The organism is Mycobacterium mantenii (assembly GCF_010731775.1).
Taxonomy (GTDB): domain Bacteria; phylum Actinomycetota; class Actinomycetes; order Mycobacteriales; family Mycobacteriaceae; genus Mycobacterium; species Mycobacterium mantenii.
Genome location: NZ_AP022590.1, coordinates 1,917,161 through 1,932,440 on the forward strand (window position 1 = coordinate 1,917,161; position 15,280 = coordinate 1,932,440).

The window sequence follows — 15,280 nt, forward strand, 5'->3', positions numbered from 1 at the left end:
CGGCGCGGTCCGAAAACGGGATACGCCCTGCCGGGGCCTACAGGGACAGGTAGGTGTTCAGCTCGTAAGGGGTGACGTGGCTGCGGTAGTTGGCCCACTCCGTGCGCTTATTGCGCAGGAAGAAGTCAAAGACGTGCTCCCCCAAGGTTTCCGCGACCAGCTCGGAGGACTCCATGGCGCGCAGCGCGCTGTCCAGACTCGTCGGCAGCTCGCGATATCCCATCGCGATGCGTTCCTCGGCGGTCAGGTCCCACACGTTGTCCTCGGCCTGCGGTCCCAGCACGTAGCCCTTCTCCACCCCGCGCAGTCCGGCGGCCAGCAGCACGGCGAAGGTCAGGTACGGGTTGCACGCGGAGTCGGGGCTGCGGACCTCGACGCGCCGGGACGACGTCTTGTGCGGCGTGTACATGGGCACCCGCACCAGCGCGGACCTATTGGCCGCACCCCACGACGCGGCGGTGGGCGCCTCGCCGCCTCCCACCAGTCGCTTGTAGGAGTTGACCCATTGATTGGTGACCGCGCTGATCTCCGAGGCGTGCTCGAGCACCCCGGCGATGAAGGACTTGCCCACGTCGGAGAGCTGCAGCGGGTCGTCGGGGCTGTGGAACGCGTTGACGTCACCCTCGAACAGGCTCATGTGGGTGTGCATCGCGGAGCCGGGATGCTGCCCGAACGGCTTGGGCATGAAGGTGGCGCGGGCGCCGTTGTCGATCGCGACCTCCTTGATGACGTAGCGGAACGTCATCACGTTGTCGGCCATCGACAGGGCGTCGGCGAAGCGCAGGTCGATCTCCTGCTGGCCGGGTGCGCCCTCGTGGTGGCTGAACTCCACCGAGATGCCCATGAATTCGAGGGCCTCGATCGCGTGGCGGCGGAAGTTCGAGGCGGAGTCGTGGACCGCCTGGTCGAAATAGCCGGCGTTGTCGACGGGAACGGGCGGCGTCCCGTCATCGGGGCCCGGCTTCAGCAGGAAGAATTCGATCTCGGGATGCACGTAGCAGGAGAAGCCCAGGTCGTTGGCCTTCTGCAGCTGGCGGCGCAGCACGTGCCGCGGGTCCGCCCAGGACGGCGATCCGTCCGGCATGGTGATGTCGCAGAACATCCGCGCCGAGTGGTGGTGCCCGTTGGCCGAGGCCCACGGCAGCACCTGGAAGGTGGACGGGTCGGGGTTGGCCACGGTGTCGGATTCCGAAACCCGCGAGAAGCCCTCGATCGAGGATCCGTCGAAGCCGATGCCCTCCTCGAAGGCGCCTTCGAGCTCGGCCGGGGCGATGGCGACCGACTTGAGGAAACCGAGCACATCGGTAAACCACAGCCGAACGAAGCGGATGTCTCGTTCCTCGAGGGTGCGGAGGACGAATTCCTTCTGTCGATCCATATCTCGAACAGTATGCAACTGCTGTTAACTCTGTGTTACCGATGCCCGCTCAGAACCATTGCCAAGGTTGCGGGCGCAACCCCGTGCGCCGGCGGGGCCGGGCGGTGCTAACGGACGCGGTCGGGGCTACGGCAGCTCACCCTGATGGTTTGGGCAGTAGACGTCCACCGATGCGGTGACGAATTTGACCGCGGTGCGCGTGACGCGATCGGACACTATGCGCAGGGACGGATTTTCCTTATACGCCGTGTTCACCTCCTCGTCCACGGCGGCCTGGACCGAGGAGCCGTGATCGAGTTCGCCACAAATCTCACGGGCCCGATAGACGAGCCCCGGCACGTTGTCGGTGGCCGGAATCTGTTGCTGTGCGAGCAGCGCCACGAACTGCGCGTCCTGATTCGGGTCGGCCCCCGCGCCGCCGGCGCAGACAACTGCGGCGGCAAGCAGCAGCGAAGTGTTGACCAGAGCCTCTGCGAGGCGGGCGATTCGGATGCGCACGGCAGAATTTTCGTTTCTTCGTCTCACCTGCTCGGCAGATCTCATCTAATGGATACCGAGCGGTAACAGTGGAGGTGGCTGGCGCCTGCAATGATCGACATCGTAACCGGTTGGCATCGTGAATCACCACAGCGCTTTCGCGCGAACCCGCAGCTGAGCGGCGTCGCGCGGTGGCCTCATCGGCGTATGACCGCATCCGGCCGCAGTGGGAGCGCGCCTCTTCAGACGACGGCCGCGAGTAGGCGGCGGGCGCCCGCTGCGTATGCGGTGATCGCCGCGTTGATAAGCACGGCCCCGGCCGAGATCGGTGCTGCGCAGCTGCCGGTGACGCCGGCATCCAGCGCACCCGACATGGCGCTCACTGCGTTGATCACGCCGGGTCCGGTGGGCGACCTCACGCCCGATCCGCCGCAGATCCCGCCACCGCCGACGGTAAAGCCGCTCGAGCCACCGGTCGCGCCCCCGCCGTCCCGGGCGGAGCAACCGCAGTCCCCGCCGCGACAACAGCAAGGACCCGCACCGCAACAGGACGGGCCGCCGCCCGCACCGCCGCCTCCGCCCCAGCCGCCACCTCCGCGGGGCCATGTCCAGCTCTCGCCGTGAGCGAGAACCCGTGAGCGTCGTGTACCGGGCGGCCGGCGCGGGTCAGGACTGGCAGCGGTAGGAGGCCGGCGGCGGCGTGCCGGCGACCAGATAGCGGACGACGGCCGTGTCCACGCATTGGTGACCGTTGAACACCGCGGTGTGCTGCGTCCCGTCGTAGGTAATCAGCGGGCCGCCGAGCTGACGGGCCAGGTTCACCCCGGCCTGATACGGCGTGGCCGGGTCGTGCGTGGTGGAGACGACCACGACCTTGCCGGGAACCATGGGCGGCGCCGGGTGGGGCGCCGACGTCGCCGGCACCGGCCACAGCGCGCACAAATCGCGGGGAGCATTCCCGGTGAACTGCCCGTAGCTGAGGAACGGTGCGGCCTGGCGGATCCGCTGATCGGCACTGACCCAGCTGGCTTGGTCGGTCGGATTCGGCGCGTCGACGCAGCGGATCGCGTTGAACGCGTCCTGGTCGTTGGAGTAGTGCCCGTTCTTGTCGCGCCCGTCGTAGTCGTCGGCGAGCGCCAGCAGGTCGCCCGCGTCGGTGCCGCGCGCCAGGCCGAGCAGGCCGCTGGTCAGGTATTTCCAGTGCGCCGGTGTGTAAAGCGCGTTGATGGTGCCGGTGGTGGCGTCGGCGTAGCTCAGGCCGCGTGGGTCTGCGGTGCGGCCCGGCTTGGTCACCAGAGGGTTGACCAGCGCGTGGTACCGGTTGACGAACTGGGCCGGGTCGGTGCCCAGCGGGCAACCGGCCGTGCGGGCGCAGTCGGTGGCGTAGTCGTTGAAAGCGGTTTGGAATCCCGCCATTTGGTTGACGTTCTCGTCGATCGGCCCGACGGTCGGGTCGATGGCGCCGTCGAGCACCATCGTGCGTACGTGGCTGCTGAACTTCTCCAGATAGGCGGTGCCCAGCTCGGTGCCGTAGCTGTAGCCCAGGTAGCTGATCTGGTCCTCGCCCAAGGCCTGGCGGACGGCATCCATGTCCCGCGCGACCGAAGCCGTGCCGGCGTTGGCCAAAAACGCCGGGCCCATCCGGTTGACGCACTGCTGGGCCAGCTGCCGGTAAAGCTGCTCGATGTGCGCCACCCCGCCCGGGCTGTAGTCGACCATCGGCTCGCGGCGGTATGCGTCGAACTCGGCGTCGGTGCGGCAGCGCAGCGCAGGTGTCGAGTGACCGACTCCCCGGGGATCGAAGCCGACCAGATCGAAGTTGCGCCGGACCGGAGAGTCCGCCAGGTCCGGGGCCATCGAGGCCACCATGTCGACCGCCGAGCCGCCGGGGCCGCCGGGATTGACCAGCAGCGACCCGATCCGTTGCCCCGTGGCGGGTACCCGGATCACCGCCAGCTTGGCCTGCGCGCCGACGGGGTTGTTGTAGTCGATCGGTACCGACACGGTGGTGCACTGTGCGGTGGGGATATCGCTTGTGTCACCAACGAATTGGCCGCAGCTTCCCCAGCCTTGCGGCACCGCGGCCGACGGAGGATTCGGGCCCGGTGTCTGCCCGGCGCCGGGTTCCGGTGTGGCGGCGGCCGTGGGCAACGTGACGGCGCAGGGACCGCTGAGCAGCAGCCCGAATGAAAACAGCGCCGAGCTCAGGGATCTCAGGCGCGACATGGCTGTCATCGTTGCAGGCCCGGGTACCCGTTACAGCGCGAAATGGTTACGCCTTGGTCTCGGCTGCCGTCCCCGTCGGGCGTGCGACGACGGCGAGGAATCGGCGAAAACCTCGCTGTGAGTTCACTTTCGGTGTCAGTCTGATTGCCCGGCTAGCACTTGGCGCCGTCGGGCGGGATGGAGCCGCCGACCAGATACGCCGTCACGTAGTTGTCGATGCAGCCGTCGCCCTGGAAGACCACGGTGTGCTGGGTGCCGTCGTAGGTGAGCAGCGAGCTGCGCAGCTCGTTGGCCAGGTCGACGCCCGCCTTGTACGGAGTGGCCGGATCGTGGGTCGTCGACACCACCACCGTGGGCGCCAGCCCCGGCGCGGAAATGGTGTGCGGCTTGCTGGTTGGCGGCACCGGCCAGAACGCGCAGGTGCCCAGCGGTGCGTTACCGGTGAACTGCCCGTAGCTCATGAACGGTGCGACCTCGCGGGAGCGGCGGTCTTCGTCAATCACCTTGGCGCGGTCGGTGATCGGCGGCTGGTCCACGCAGTTGACCGCTACCCGCGCGTCGGTGGCGTTGGTGTAGTGGCCGTGCGAGTCGCGGCGCATGTACATGTCGGCCAGCGCGAGCAGGGTGTCGCCGTGATGGTCGACGAGTTCGGACAGGCCGTCGGTCAGGTGATGCCACAGGTTCGGCGAGTACAGCGCCATGATGGTGCCGATGATCGCGTCGCTGTAGCCCAGTCCGCGTGGATCGTTCGTCGGAACCGTCCGGCCCACCATCGGGTTGTTCGGGTCGACCAAAGGGTCGACCAGGCTGTGGTAGACGTCGACCGCTTTGGCCGGATCGGTGCCCAGCGGGCAGGTCGGTTGCTTCGCGCAATCGGCGGCGTAGCCGTTGAACGCGTCCTGAAATCCCTTGGCCTGACGAAGGTCGGCCTCGATCTGATCGGCGTTGGGGTCGACGGCGCCGTCGAGGATCATCGCCCGCACGTTGTGCGGGAAGGCCTCGGCGTACGCCGAGCCGATCCGGGTGCCATAGGAGTAGCCGAGGTAGGTCAGCTTGTCGTCGCCGAGCGCCGCGCGGATGGCATCGAGATCCCGTGCGACGTTGACGGTTCCGATATTGGCCAGGAAGTTCTTGCCCATCTTGTCGATGCAGCGGCCGACGAACTGCTTGGTCTCGTCCTCCATGTGGGCCACACCCGCCGGGCTGTAGTCGACGTTGGGCTCGGTGCGCAGCCGATCGTTGTCGGCATCGGAGTTACACCAGACCGCCGGGCGCGACGCTCCCACCCCGCGGGGGTCGAAGCCGACGAGGTCGAACCGTTCGCGGACCTTCTTGGGCAACGACTGGACGACACCCAGCGCCGCTTCGATGCCGGACTCCCCCGGCCCGCCCGGGTTGATCACCAGCGAGCCGATCTTGTCTCCGGTCGCGGGGAAACGGATCATCGCCAGCGTTGCCACGTCGCCGTCGAGGTGGTCGTAGTCGACCGGCACGGCCAGTTTGCCGCACAGTGCGCCGGCCGGGAGCTTGACCTTCGGGTTGGCCGCCCGGCACGGCGTCCACTCCACCGCCTGGCCCAGCTTCGGCCCGGACATGACGGCGCGCCCCACCACGATGCGGACACAGCCCGCCAGCAGTAGCGCGACGGCTGCCATCGACGTACAGATCAGCAGCGTGCGCGCGATCTTGCCGCGGCGAGACAGGCTCATGCCAATCTATGCTGCCAGAGGAAACCTGAGATCATGATTAGCGGCACCGCCGCCCGGTCACCGCGCGAGCGCAAGCAACTCCTCTCCATCCCCACCGCGAACTCGTCGGCCATCTCCCACAAGTCCGGCAGCAGATCCGGGCAGGCAACGAGGCCGATGTCGAGTTTGCCGTGCAGCGACATGGCGGTGATGTTGAGTCCGGAGCCGTGAAAGATCGGCCCCAGCGGATACATGGACTTCACCTCGCAGCCCAGCAGGTACAGCGGCACCTGCGGACCGGGCACGTTGGAGACGACCAAATTGTGCACCGCCATGCTGCCGGTAAACCTGGTTCGGGAATAGAGCCGCATCGCAATGCCGAAAACAGCCGGGGCTCTCCCAGAGCGGCCGGCGACGGTCCAACCGGGACTCGGCGATGTGGGCGCAGATTTCGGAGAGCTCGGCCCGCCCGCCCGGGGCGGGCACGGCGATGCGATGCAGATGGCGATTGATGTCGAATTTCTCGTCGTCCACCCAGACCGGGTGGTCGAGATTCAGCGGACTGTTGGCAAGCTTTCGCGAAAGGCCGGGATCGCCCTGATGCGCAGCGCAAGGGCGTCGCGCAATCCCTCGAAGGAGTAACCGCCCGGCACGGTCCAGTCCACTCAGCCGCTGCATGCGCGCATGGTATGTCTCACACCGCCGTGCCGGTGCAACTGCGCAAAAGAAATGGCAGAATCGAGTAGTCCGACGAACCCGGGGACCCGTTAGCGGCCACGAGGATCGAACCGACCACCTTTAGGGACAATGATGTCTGAGCATAACGTTTACGGTGCCAACTCGCCTGCACAGCCCGAAAAGCCGCGGACCAAGATCCGCACCCACCACCTGCAGAGGATGAAGGCCGAAGGCCACAAGTGGGCGATGCTCACGGCCTACGACTATTCGACCGCCCGCATTTTCGACGAGGCCGGCATCCCGGTCCTGCTGGTCGGCGACTCGGCGGCCAACGTGGTGTACGGCTACGACACCACGGTGCCCGTGTCGATCGACGAGTTGATTCCGCTGGTGCGCGGCGTGGTGCGGGGTGCCCCGCACGCGCTGGTCGTCGCCGACCTGCCGTTCGGCAGCTACGAGGCAGGGCCGGCCGCCGCGCTGGCCGCCGCCACCCGGTTCATGAAGGAGGGCGGCGCACACGCGGTCAAGCTCGAGGGCGGCGAACGGGTGGCCGAGCAGATCGCCTGCCTGACCGCCGCCGGTATTCCGGTGATGGCGCACATCGGGTTCACCCCGCAAAGCGTGAACGGTCTGGGCGGCTTCCGGGTGCAGGGCCGTGGTGACGCGGCGGAGCAGACGGTGCACGATGCGATCGCCGTCGCCGAAGCCGGCGCATTCGCCGTCGTCATGGAGATGGTGCCGGCCGAATTGGCCACCCAGATCACCGGCAAGCTGACCATCCCGACCGTCGGGATCGGCGCCGGACCCAACTGCGACGGCCAGGTCCTGGTTTGGCAGGACATGGCCGGAATGAGCAGCGGAAAGGCGGCGCGATTCGTCAAGCGATTCGCGAACGTCGGCGACGAATTGCGCCGGGCCGCTGGCCAATACGCGGAAGAGGTGGCCGGCGGGGTCTTTCCCGCCGACGAGCACTGCTTCTGATCCGCTGCGCCGGCTGAGCCACCCGGTCGGTACCGCCCGAAGGCGCGTCCGGCCCGCCGATCCGAGCTTCACCCCTGGTCGACGACGTTATCGCCGTCACCGCGAAACCACTGAAAAGTGTTGCGGTACAGGGATGTACGATGGCCCTGAAGAGACGATCCGAACTCTGACGAGCAGGGGTGGACCACATCGACCGGGGGAATCGCGGTGACTTCGTGCGCCGCCGATCGGTGTTGGCGGTGCCGCTGCTGGTGGCAGGAGGCATGGCTCTGACACCGACACCGCGCGCGTCCGCAGCACCGCCTCGCACCTCCCCGCAAGCAAGCCGATGGTCACCCGAGCGCGCCAACCGCTGGTATCAGGCGCAAGGCTGGCCGGTCGGCGTGAACTACATCACGTCCAGCGCCGTCAACCAGCTGGAGATGTTCCAGCGCGAGACCTTCGACGCCCGGCGTATCGATACCGAACTGGGCTGGGCGCAAACCAACGGGTTCAACGCGATCCGGGTCTTCCTGCACGATCAGCTGTGGGCGCAGGACTACCGCGGGTTTCAGGGCCGTCTCGCCCAATTCGTCGACATCGCCGCACGCCACGGCATCAAACCGCTGTTCGTCCTGTTCGATTCGTGTTGGGATCCGTTTCCCCAACCGGGCCCCCAGCGCGCGCCGCGGCCGGGCATCCACAACTCCGGCTGGGTGCAAAGCCCCGGGGCGGCGCGCCTGGACGATCGTGGCTACCTGCGCACCATGCGCGGTTACGTCACCGGAGTCCTCACGCAATTCCGCAATGACGATCGCATCCTGGGCTGGGACCTGTGGAACGAGCCGGACAACCCCGCCGACGCCTACGCCGCGGTGGAGCGGAAAGACAAGGTGGACCTCGTCGCCCAGCTGCTGCCCCAGGTGTTCGAGTGGGCGCGGTTGGTCGACCCCTGTCAGCCGTTGACCAGTGCCGTCTGGCACGGCGAGTGGGCCGACCCCGGTCGGCGCAGCGTGATCAGCGGCATCCAGCTCGACAACTCCGACGTCATCACGTTTCACTCCTATGCCGAGCCGGCGGAGTTCGAGAGGCGCATCGCCGAGCTCGTCCCGCATGGCCGCCCGATCCTGTGCACCGAGTACATGGCCCGGCCGCTGGGCAGCACGGTGCAAGGCATCCTGCCGATCGCGAAGCGCGCCGGCGTCGGCGCGTTCAACTGGGGATTGGTCGCCGGAAAGACGCAGACCTACTTCCCCTGGGATTCCTGGGACCAGCCGAACCCGGACCCCGCCATGCCCCAGGAGTGGTTTCACGACCTAATGGGCCACGATGGACGGCCATTCCGCGACACCGAGATTCAGGCGATCCTTCAGTTGAGCGATCTGGCGATGCACCTGCAGCCGCCGCCAGCGGCCGGCTGACGGCCAACCGTCAGCGGCACCGGTTCTGGAAGTCGGTCAACGGCTGGCGAATGCCCTCGAGGTCGGCGTGGGTCTGCGGGTTGGCATCCATGTACTGCTTAAGCTGTGCGCGCATGTCGTCGCGTGGCTGCCCCTTCAGACTGGTGAAGTAGGCGTTGACGTCCGGATGGGTGAACAAATACGCCGACGTCGCCGCGGCAACACCCGAGGACACCTGGGCAAGATCGGCCGCCGTGCAATTCGGTTGCGCCGAGGGCGCCGGTTCCGGATCGTCCATCGGCGGATCCGCGGCAGCCGAACCCGTCGTCGAGAAAAGCATTGCCACACCGACCGCGCCGGCCGCCATTGCGCCGGCAACGGCTCGGGCTGCCGGGCGAACACAAGACACCATGGAACGCTCCTTCGTCGGGTATCACCAACCCGTGCCGCTATTCGTATCGAAAACGATAAGGGGTTTTCTCGCCACGCATGCGCCATTGGAGGAGTCGAGAAATTCGGAGTCATTCGTCAATCCCGGCCCGTCCACCGGGACGCGACGGCACAATGCATTAAGGGTGGCAGGAAGGAGACCGCAGATGAATCGGCGCCGCTGGTTTGTCGCAGTGCTGGCGTTCACTGGCTTGGTCGCAACTCCCGGAATTCTTGTTGCCGCCCATCCCGCCGATCGGTCGGAGGCGACCGTGTGTGTGGGTGCGGGCCGCCGCATCTCGGTCAGCGGGTGCACCAACATCGCCGACAACATCCAACGCTATGTCCCGCCGCCGGCCGCCTACGCGCCGCTGCCGGAAGACGACACGACGGTCCCTCCCCCTCCGCCGCCGCCCTGACGGCAGTCGTGACGGGGGCGCCGCACTCGCGGGCCGATCGGTGGCGGCCTCGTCGTTTCGGTATGGCAGGCTATGGGTGCTCATTTCCCACCGTCCACCATGTTCACGGCCGCGGTGACGCGCCCTACGCGCCCTCAATGGAGCCGAAGATGCCTGCAAATGCGCCGCAGACCTCGCGTCATCTCGAGGTCGAGCGCAAGTTCGACGTGGTCGAATCCACCGTGTCGCCCTCGTTCGAGGGCATCGCCGCGGTTGCCCACGTCGAGAAGTCGCCGACGCAAACCCTGGATGCGACGTACTTCGACACGCCCATACACGATTTGGCGCGCAACAAGATCACCCTGCGCCGCCGCACCGGTGGCTCCGACGCGGGATGGCATCTGAAGCTTCCGGCCGGACCAGACGCGCGAACCGAGGTCCGCTTGCCGCTGGACGCATCAAGCGGAAACGACACCGTGCCCGACGAGTTGACGGACGTGGTGCTGGCGATCGTCCGCGACCGCCCGCTGCAGCCCGTCGCGCGTATCACCACCCGGCGCGACAGCCAGGTGCTGTACGACGCCGCGGGCACGGCGCTGGCCGAGTTCAGCAATGACCATGTCACCGCGTGGTCGACCCGGGGCTCCGAGGACACCGACTCGGCGCCGACCGAGCAGGAATGGCGCGAGTGGGAATTGGAGCTCCTGGAGGCGAGTGGGCTGTCCAACGGGACGGCCGGCGTCGAGCTGCTGAACCGGCTGAGCAATCGCCTGCTGGACGCCGGCGCCGCACCGGCCGGTCACGGCTCCAAGCTCGCGCGGGTGCTCGGTACCGCGCCGCCGCCCGACGGCGGTCAGCCGGCCGGGGATCCGTTGCAGCGCGCCATCGCCGAGCAGGTTCGCGAGCTGCTGGTGTGGGATCGCGCGGTGCGCGCCGACGCCTACGACTCCATTCACCAGATGCGGGTGACCACCCGCAAGCTGCGCAGCCTGCTGCGGGATTACCAGGATTCGTTCGGGTTGCCCGAGGAGGGGTGGGTCCTCGACGAGTTGCGTGAACTCGCCGGAATCCTGGGCGTGGCGCGCGACGCCGAGGTGCTCGCCGAGCGATACGAGCGTGACTTGGACGGGCTCGCACCGGAATTGGTGCGCGGGCCGGTGCGCGAACGTCTGGTCGGCGGCGCGCGGCGGCGCTACCAGACCGGGCTGCGCCGGTCGTTGATCGCGATGCGCTCGCAGCGATACTTCCGCTTGCTGGACTCCCTCGACCTGATCGCGGCTCAAACCCCCGGCGCCGCGACCGCCGAGGAACAGGCGCCGGTGACCATCGATGCCGCCTACAAGAAGGTCCGCAAGGCCCAGAAGGCCGCCGTCCAGGCCGACCGCGAGCACCCGGACGACGAACACCTGCGCGACGAGGCGATCCATCGGATCCGCAAGCGCGCCAAGCGGCTTCGCTACACCGCCTCCGCTACCGGCGCGGCCAAGGTATCCGAACGGGCCAAGGCCGTCCAGTCGCTGCTCGGTGACCACCAAGACAGCGTGGTCAGCCGCGAGCACCTGCGCCAGGAGGCCGAAACGGCGCACGCGGCCGGCGAGGACACCTTCACCTACGGGCTGTTGTATCAGCGTGAGGCCGACCTGGCCGATCGGTGCCGTGACGACCTCGACGACGCCCTGCGCGAACTCGCCAAAGCGGTGCACAAAGCGGGGCATTAGGAAGCTGAAGGCGGACGAGTTGGCCTGTAAGCCGGATTCTGTTCCCCGCCGCCGCGCATAAGCAACGGCGGCGCGGCGGCGACCATCCATCTGGACACACCGTCACCGGGTGCCTCGAGCGGCCTACCCGCAGGCTCGGGCGAGCAGCCCTCGAACGCCTGCGCGGCCGCACCGGAGTGCGGCCTTCTTGGCCTTGCTTCGGGTGGGGTTTGCCGAGCCACCCCGGTCACCCGGGATGCTGGTGCGCTCTTACCGCACCGTTTCACCCTTACCACCGCGAGGGTGGCGGTCTGTTTTCTGTGGCACTTTCCCGCGAGTCACCTCGGATTGCCGTTAGCAATCACCCTGCTCTGTGAAGTCCGGACTTTCCTCGAACCGTCTTGCGACGGTCCGCGGCCGCCCGGCCAACTCGTCCGCGACGATCAACGGTACTACTTGCGGCATGCTGGGGCCAGCAACTATGGCTCGCGCGGCTCTATCGTGGACCTGATGGACCGATGGAGAAAGCGTGTCGACACCGGCGATTGGGACGCCATCGCCATCGCGGTCGGCCAGTACGGCGGCGCGCTGCTGCCGCGGCTGGTCACGTCGGGTGAAGCGGCCCGGCTGCGCAAGCTCTACGCCGACGACGACCTTTTTCGGTCGACCATCGACATGGCGCCCAAACGCTATGGCGCGGGGCAATACCGCTATTTCCATGCGCCCTACCCCGAACCGATCGAAGAGCTCAAGCAGGCGCTCTATCCCCGGCTGCTGCCGATAGCGCGCGATTGGTGGGGCAAGCTCGGCCGGGACGCACCCTGGCCGGAACGCCTCGACGATTGGCTGGCGACCTGCCACGCCGCCGGCCAGACCCGATCCACCGCCCTGATGCTCAAATACGGTGCGGGCGACTGGAATGCGTTGCATCGGGATCTCTATGGCGAGTTGATCTTCCCCCTACAGGTCGTCATCAACCTGAGTGACCCGGACACCGACTACACCGGCGGCGAATTCCTGCTCATCGAGCAACGGCTGCGGGCCCAATCCCGCGGCCTGGCAACGCAACTGCCGCAGGGCCACGGGTATGTCTTCACCACCCGGGAGCGACCGGTGCGCTCGGCCCGGGGCTGGTCCGCGGCGCCGGTGCGGCACGGTGTCTCGGTCGTTCGCTCCGGCCAGCGTTACGCGATGGGGCTGATCTTCCACGACGCGGCGTAGGCGCGGCTATCCGATTCGTCGCAACACCATCAGGTTGTCGGCGATGGTTTCGACTTCCCCGTTCGGGCCTACCATTTCGCGGTCGACGGCCTCGGTCCGCAGCCGCGTCCAGCGCGGTGCGTCCAGGTGCACCGACGCGAGAACCTCCTCGATGCCGGCGAAGTGGTGATCGTGATGCTCCGCCCAGGGCGGGGCCGAGCCATGGTCGACGATCAACAGCACACCACCACGATGCACCCGCTCGGCCGCCCGTTGCAGCACCCCGTCTCGTTCCAGCCGTGCCGGCGAGTGCAGATATTGCGCGGACACCAGATCGAATGTCCCTTCGGGGAAACTCTCGTTGAGGTCGTGCCGCTGAAAGTCGATGCATGCGAGCAGGTTCCGCGCCGAGGCCGCCTCGGTGGCGCGCCGCAGCGCGGTGGCCGAGATGTCGACGGCCACCACCTCCCAACCGCGCTCGGCCAGCCACAGCGCGTCGGCCCCTTCCCCGCAGCCCAGGTCGAGCGCCCGGCCCGCCGGCAGATCGGCGGCCACCTCGGCCAGGCGGGGATTGACCCGCCCGCTCCAGACCCGCTCCGCCGAGCCGTAGCGCTCCTCCCAGAACCGCTGGGCGTCATCAGGTTTGCACGAATTCTCCATACCGCGAGCTTGCCTACCCCGTCCGTCGTTTGCCAAGCTGATTTGCCATGCAGGCAAAAACCACTTCCGATATCGACCTCCTGGTGCGCCGGCGACTTCGCGAACTGCGCGTGCAGCGCGGCTTGACGCTGCAGGAGGTCGGCGAGCGTACCGGGATCGACGTCTCGACGCTCAGCCGGCTCGAATCCGGGAAGCGCCGGCTGGCTTTGGATCACCTGCCGCGGCTGGCCCGGGCACTGTCGGTCAGCACCGACGAGCTGCTACAGACGCCGCCGACGCCCGACCCGCGGGTGCGCGGCACCGCGCACACTCACCACGGCGTCACCTATTGGCCGCTGACCCGTCAGGGCCCCGCCGGCGGCCTGCACGCGTTCAAAATTCGGGTCAGCCCGCGGCGCCGCACCCCGCCCGCCGACCTGCCGGTGCACGAGGGACAGGACTGGATGTACGTGCTTTCCGGGCGGATGCGGCTCATCCTGGGTGATCGCGACTTCACCATCGACCCTGGCCAAGCCGTCGAGTTCTCCACCTGGACGCCGCACTGGTTCTCCGGTGTGGACGGGCCGGTGGAGGCCATCGTGATCTTCGGACCGCACGGGGAGCGGCTCCACCTGCATAGTTGATCGGAATTAGACCATTGCCGAATAGGCACGTCGGTGTCAGGCTGACCGAATGACAGAAGCCGAAAGTTTCGTCGACCAGACGGTCACGGGGCTCGCGGAGCCGCAACCGATGTACAAGGCGCTGCGCGAATCCAGCCCCGTGTTCCGGTCCCCGCAGGCGGTCGTTCTCAGCCGCCTGGACGACATCGAAATGGCGCTCAAACATACCGAGCTGTTCTCGTCGAACATGGATGCGGTCGATCTAGGTAATGTGCGGCCGCTAATCCCACTCCAAATCGACCCGCCCGAGCATGCGAAGTACCGGCGCATCCTCGACCCGCTGTTCACTCCGCGGGAGATGGCCCGGCGCGAACCACGCGTCACCGAACTCGTCAACGAGATGATCGATCGTTTCGCCGGCCGGGGCGAGTGCGACTTCCACGCCGAGTTCGCGGTGCCGCTGCCCTGCACCGTCTTTTTGCAGCTGCTCGGCCTGCCGCTGGACGACCTCGACCAGTTCCTGGTCTGGAAGGACGGCGTGATCCGCCCCGAGGGCGACTCTGGTTTCGACCGCCGCCACGAGAGTTCCGCGGACGTGGCGCAGCAGATTTACGACTATTTCGACCGCGCCATCGACGACCATATTGCGAACCCACGCGACGACGTGCTGTCGGCGATGATCGCGGCGAATTTCAAAGACGAAGCGAGCCAACGACTATCGCGGGAGGAACTGCTCGACATCTGCTTCCTGTTCCTGATCGCCGGGCTGGACACGGTCACCGATTCGCTCGACTGTTTCTTCGTGTACCTGGCGCGTCACCCCGATCACCGTCATCAACTCGTCGAGCAGCCCGACGTCCTGCCCAGCGCCGTCGAGGAGTTGTTGCGCTGGGAGACGCCGGTACCCGGCGTCGCCCGGGTAGCCATCCAGGACGTCGAGGTGGGCGGGTGCCCGATCAGCAAGGGCGAACGGGTCAGCCCGTTACTGGGCGCGGCCAACACCGACCCGGCCGAATTCCCCGACCCGGAGCTGGTGGACTTCACCCGTAACCCCAACCGGCACCGGGCTTTCGGCGGCGGCCCGCACCGCTGCCTCGGGTCGCACCTGGCCCGCATGGAGTTGCGGGTGGCCTTGCGTGAATTTCACCGGCGCATACCGGATTACGAGATCAAGCCCGGCACCGAGCTGTCCTACACCGCCGCGCTGCGGTCGGTCGAGTCGCTGCCGCTGGTCTTTCCGGCGTCATGACCCGCATAGCGGTTGACCCCGACCGGTGCACCGGGCACGGGCGCTGCTACTCCCTGGCGCCCGACGTCTTCGACGCCGACGAGGCCGGCTACTGCCTGGTGCTCGCCGACGAGGTTTCCGGCGAACTCGAAACGCAGGCCGTGACGGCCGAACGCAACTGCCCGGAGGGCGCCATCACTTTGGCCCGTTGAACACCGGGCCGGCGACAAACGCCGGCCATCGAACCGTGCTAGAACAC

15 protein-coding genes, 1 other RNA gene and 1 pseudogene are annotated in these 15,280 nt (G+C 67.4%); 8 read left to right on the forward strand and 9 right to left on the reverse strand.

Going from position 1 to position 15,280, the window contains the following annotated elements:
* Positions 1-37: 37 nt before the first annotated feature.
* The 6 genes and pseudogenes from glnA to G6N50_RS30050 form a co-directional block, all read right to left on the reverse strand.
* On the reverse strand, positions 38-1,378 hold the full coding sequence (gene glnA / locus G6N50_RS08595) for a type I glutamate--ammonia ligase (protein ID WP_083099154.1): 1,341 nt from the start codon (positions 1,376-1,378) through the stop codon (positions 38-40).
* Positions 1,379-1,504: 126 nt separating this feature from the next.
* On the reverse strand, positions 1,505-1,921 hold the full coding sequence (locus tag G6N50_RS08600) for a DUF732 domain-containing protein (RefSeq protein ID WP_083099156.1): 417 nt from the start codon (positions 1,919-1,921) through the stop codon (positions 1,505-1,507).
* A gap of 176 nt (positions 1,922-2,097) precedes the next feature.
* Entirely contained in the window at positions 2,098-2,274 is a 177-nt protein-coding gene (locus tag G6N50_RS08605; protein ID WP_158086111.1) for a hypothetical protein, read from the reverse strand.
* A 247-nt stretch (positions 2,275-2,521) separates the two neighbouring features.
* Entirely contained in the window at positions 2,522-4,090 is a 1,569-nt protein-coding gene (locus G6N50_RS08610) for an alpha/beta hydrolase (protein WP_142275766.1), read from the reverse strand.
* A gap of 143 nt (positions 4,091-4,233) precedes the next feature.
* Positions 4,234-5,796 carry an alpha/beta hydrolase gene (locus tag G6N50_RS08615; RefSeq protein WP_142275767.1) on the reverse strand — a complete coding sequence of 521 codons (1,563 nt, stop codon included), beginning with the start codon at positions 5,794-5,796 and terminating at the stop codon, positions 4,234-4,236.
* Positions 5,787-6,425 (reverse strand): annotated as a pseudogene (locus tag G6N50_RS30050) (wax ester/triacylglycerol synthase domain-containing protein); the annotation flags it as partial. The pseudogene G6N50_RS30050 and the gene G6N50_RS08615, both read right to left, overlap by 10 nt.
* Positions 6,426-6,579: 154 nt before the next feature.
* Between G6N50_RS30050 and panB the strand changes: the two are divergent.
* Together panB and G6N50_RS08630 are read left to right on the forward strand one after the other, a co-directional pair.
* Positions 6,580-7,428, forward strand: a complete 849-nt coding sequence (panB, locus tag G6N50_RS08625) for a 3-methyl-2-oxobutanoate hydroxymethyltransferase (RefSeq protein WP_083099214.1) — start codon at positions 6,580-6,582, stop codon at positions 7,426-7,428.
* 215 nt (positions 7,429-7,643) lie between these two features.
* On the forward strand, positions 7,644-8,828 hold the full coding sequence (locus G6N50_RS08630; RefSeq protein ID WP_083099216.1) for a glycoside hydrolase 5 family protein: 1,185 nt from the start codon (positions 7,644-7,646) through the stop codon (positions 8,826-8,828).
* 10 nt (positions 8,829-8,838) lie between these two features.
* Here G6N50_RS08630 and G6N50_RS08635 read toward each other — a convergent pair whose 3' ends face one another.
* A complete protein-coding gene (locus G6N50_RS08635; RefSeq protein ID WP_083099160.1) occupies positions 8,839-9,174 on the reverse strand; it encodes a heme-binding protein in 336 nt (111 codons plus the stop codon).
* A gap of 229 nt (positions 9,175-9,403) precedes the next feature.
* On the opposite strand from G6N50_RS08635, the gene G6N50_RS08640 reads away from it, so the two are divergent.
* Together G6N50_RS08640 and G6N50_RS08645 are read left to right on the forward strand one after the other, a co-directional pair.
* Positions 9,404-9,655: a hypothetical protein gene (locus G6N50_RS08640; protein ID WP_083099162.1), complete on the forward strand. Its 252-nt coding sequence runs from the start codon at positions 9,404-9,406 to the stop codon at positions 9,653-9,655.
* 149 nt (positions 9,656-9,804) lie between these two features.
* Positions 9,805-11,352, forward strand: a complete 1,548-nt coding sequence (locus tag G6N50_RS08645) for a CYTH and CHAD domain-containing protein (RefSeq protein WP_083099218.1) — start codon at positions 9,805-9,807, stop codon at positions 11,350-11,352.
* Positions 11,353-11,363: 11 nt separating this feature from the next.
* On the opposite strand, the gene rnpB is transcribed toward G6N50_RS08645, so the two are convergent.
* An RNA gene (gene rnpB / locus G6N50_RS08650) (RNase P RNA component class A) lies at positions 11,364-11,764 on the reverse strand.
* A gap of 77 nt (positions 11,765-11,841) precedes the next feature.
* Here rnpB and G6N50_RS08655 point away from each other — a divergent pair.
* The gene (locus tag G6N50_RS08655; protein WP_179970103.1) at positions 11,842-12,552 is read left to right on the forward strand and encodes a 2OG-Fe(II) oxygenase; all 711 of its coding nucleotides are present in this window, start codon (positions 11,842-11,844) and stop codon (positions 12,550-12,552) included.
* A gap of 6 nt (positions 12,553-12,558) precedes the next feature.
* Here the strand turns inward: G6N50_RS08655 and G6N50_RS08660 are convergent, their stop codons facing one another.
* Positions 12,559-13,191: a class I SAM-dependent methyltransferase gene (locus tag G6N50_RS08660; protein WP_083099164.1), complete on the reverse strand. Its 633-nt coding sequence runs from the start codon at positions 13,189-13,191 to the stop codon at positions 12,559-12,561.
* 47 nt (positions 13,192-13,238) lie between these two features.
* Here G6N50_RS08660 and G6N50_RS08665 point away from each other — a divergent pair, with 47 nt between their 5' ends.
* From G6N50_RS08665 to G6N50_RS08675, 3 genes are read left to right on the forward strand one after another with little or no spacing between them, the layout of a single operon-like run.
* Entirely contained in the window at positions 13,239-13,814 is a 576-nt protein-coding gene (locus G6N50_RS08665) for a helix-turn-helix domain-containing protein (protein WP_083099166.1), read from the forward strand.
* 49 nt (positions 13,815-13,863) lie between these two features.
* The gene (locus G6N50_RS08670; RefSeq protein WP_083099168.1) at positions 13,864-15,042 is read left to right on the forward strand and encodes a cytochrome P450; all 1,179 of its coding nucleotides are present in this window, start codon (positions 13,864-13,866) and stop codon (positions 15,040-15,042) included.
* Positions 15,039-15,233: a ferredoxin gene (locus G6N50_RS08675; RefSeq protein WP_083099170.1), complete on the forward strand. Its 195-nt coding sequence runs from the start codon at positions 15,039-15,041 to the stop codon at positions 15,231-15,233. The genes G6N50_RS08670 and G6N50_RS08675 overlap by 4 nt, the downstream gene beginning before the upstream one ends.
* The last annotated feature ends 47 nt before the right edge of the window (positions 15,234-15,280 follow it).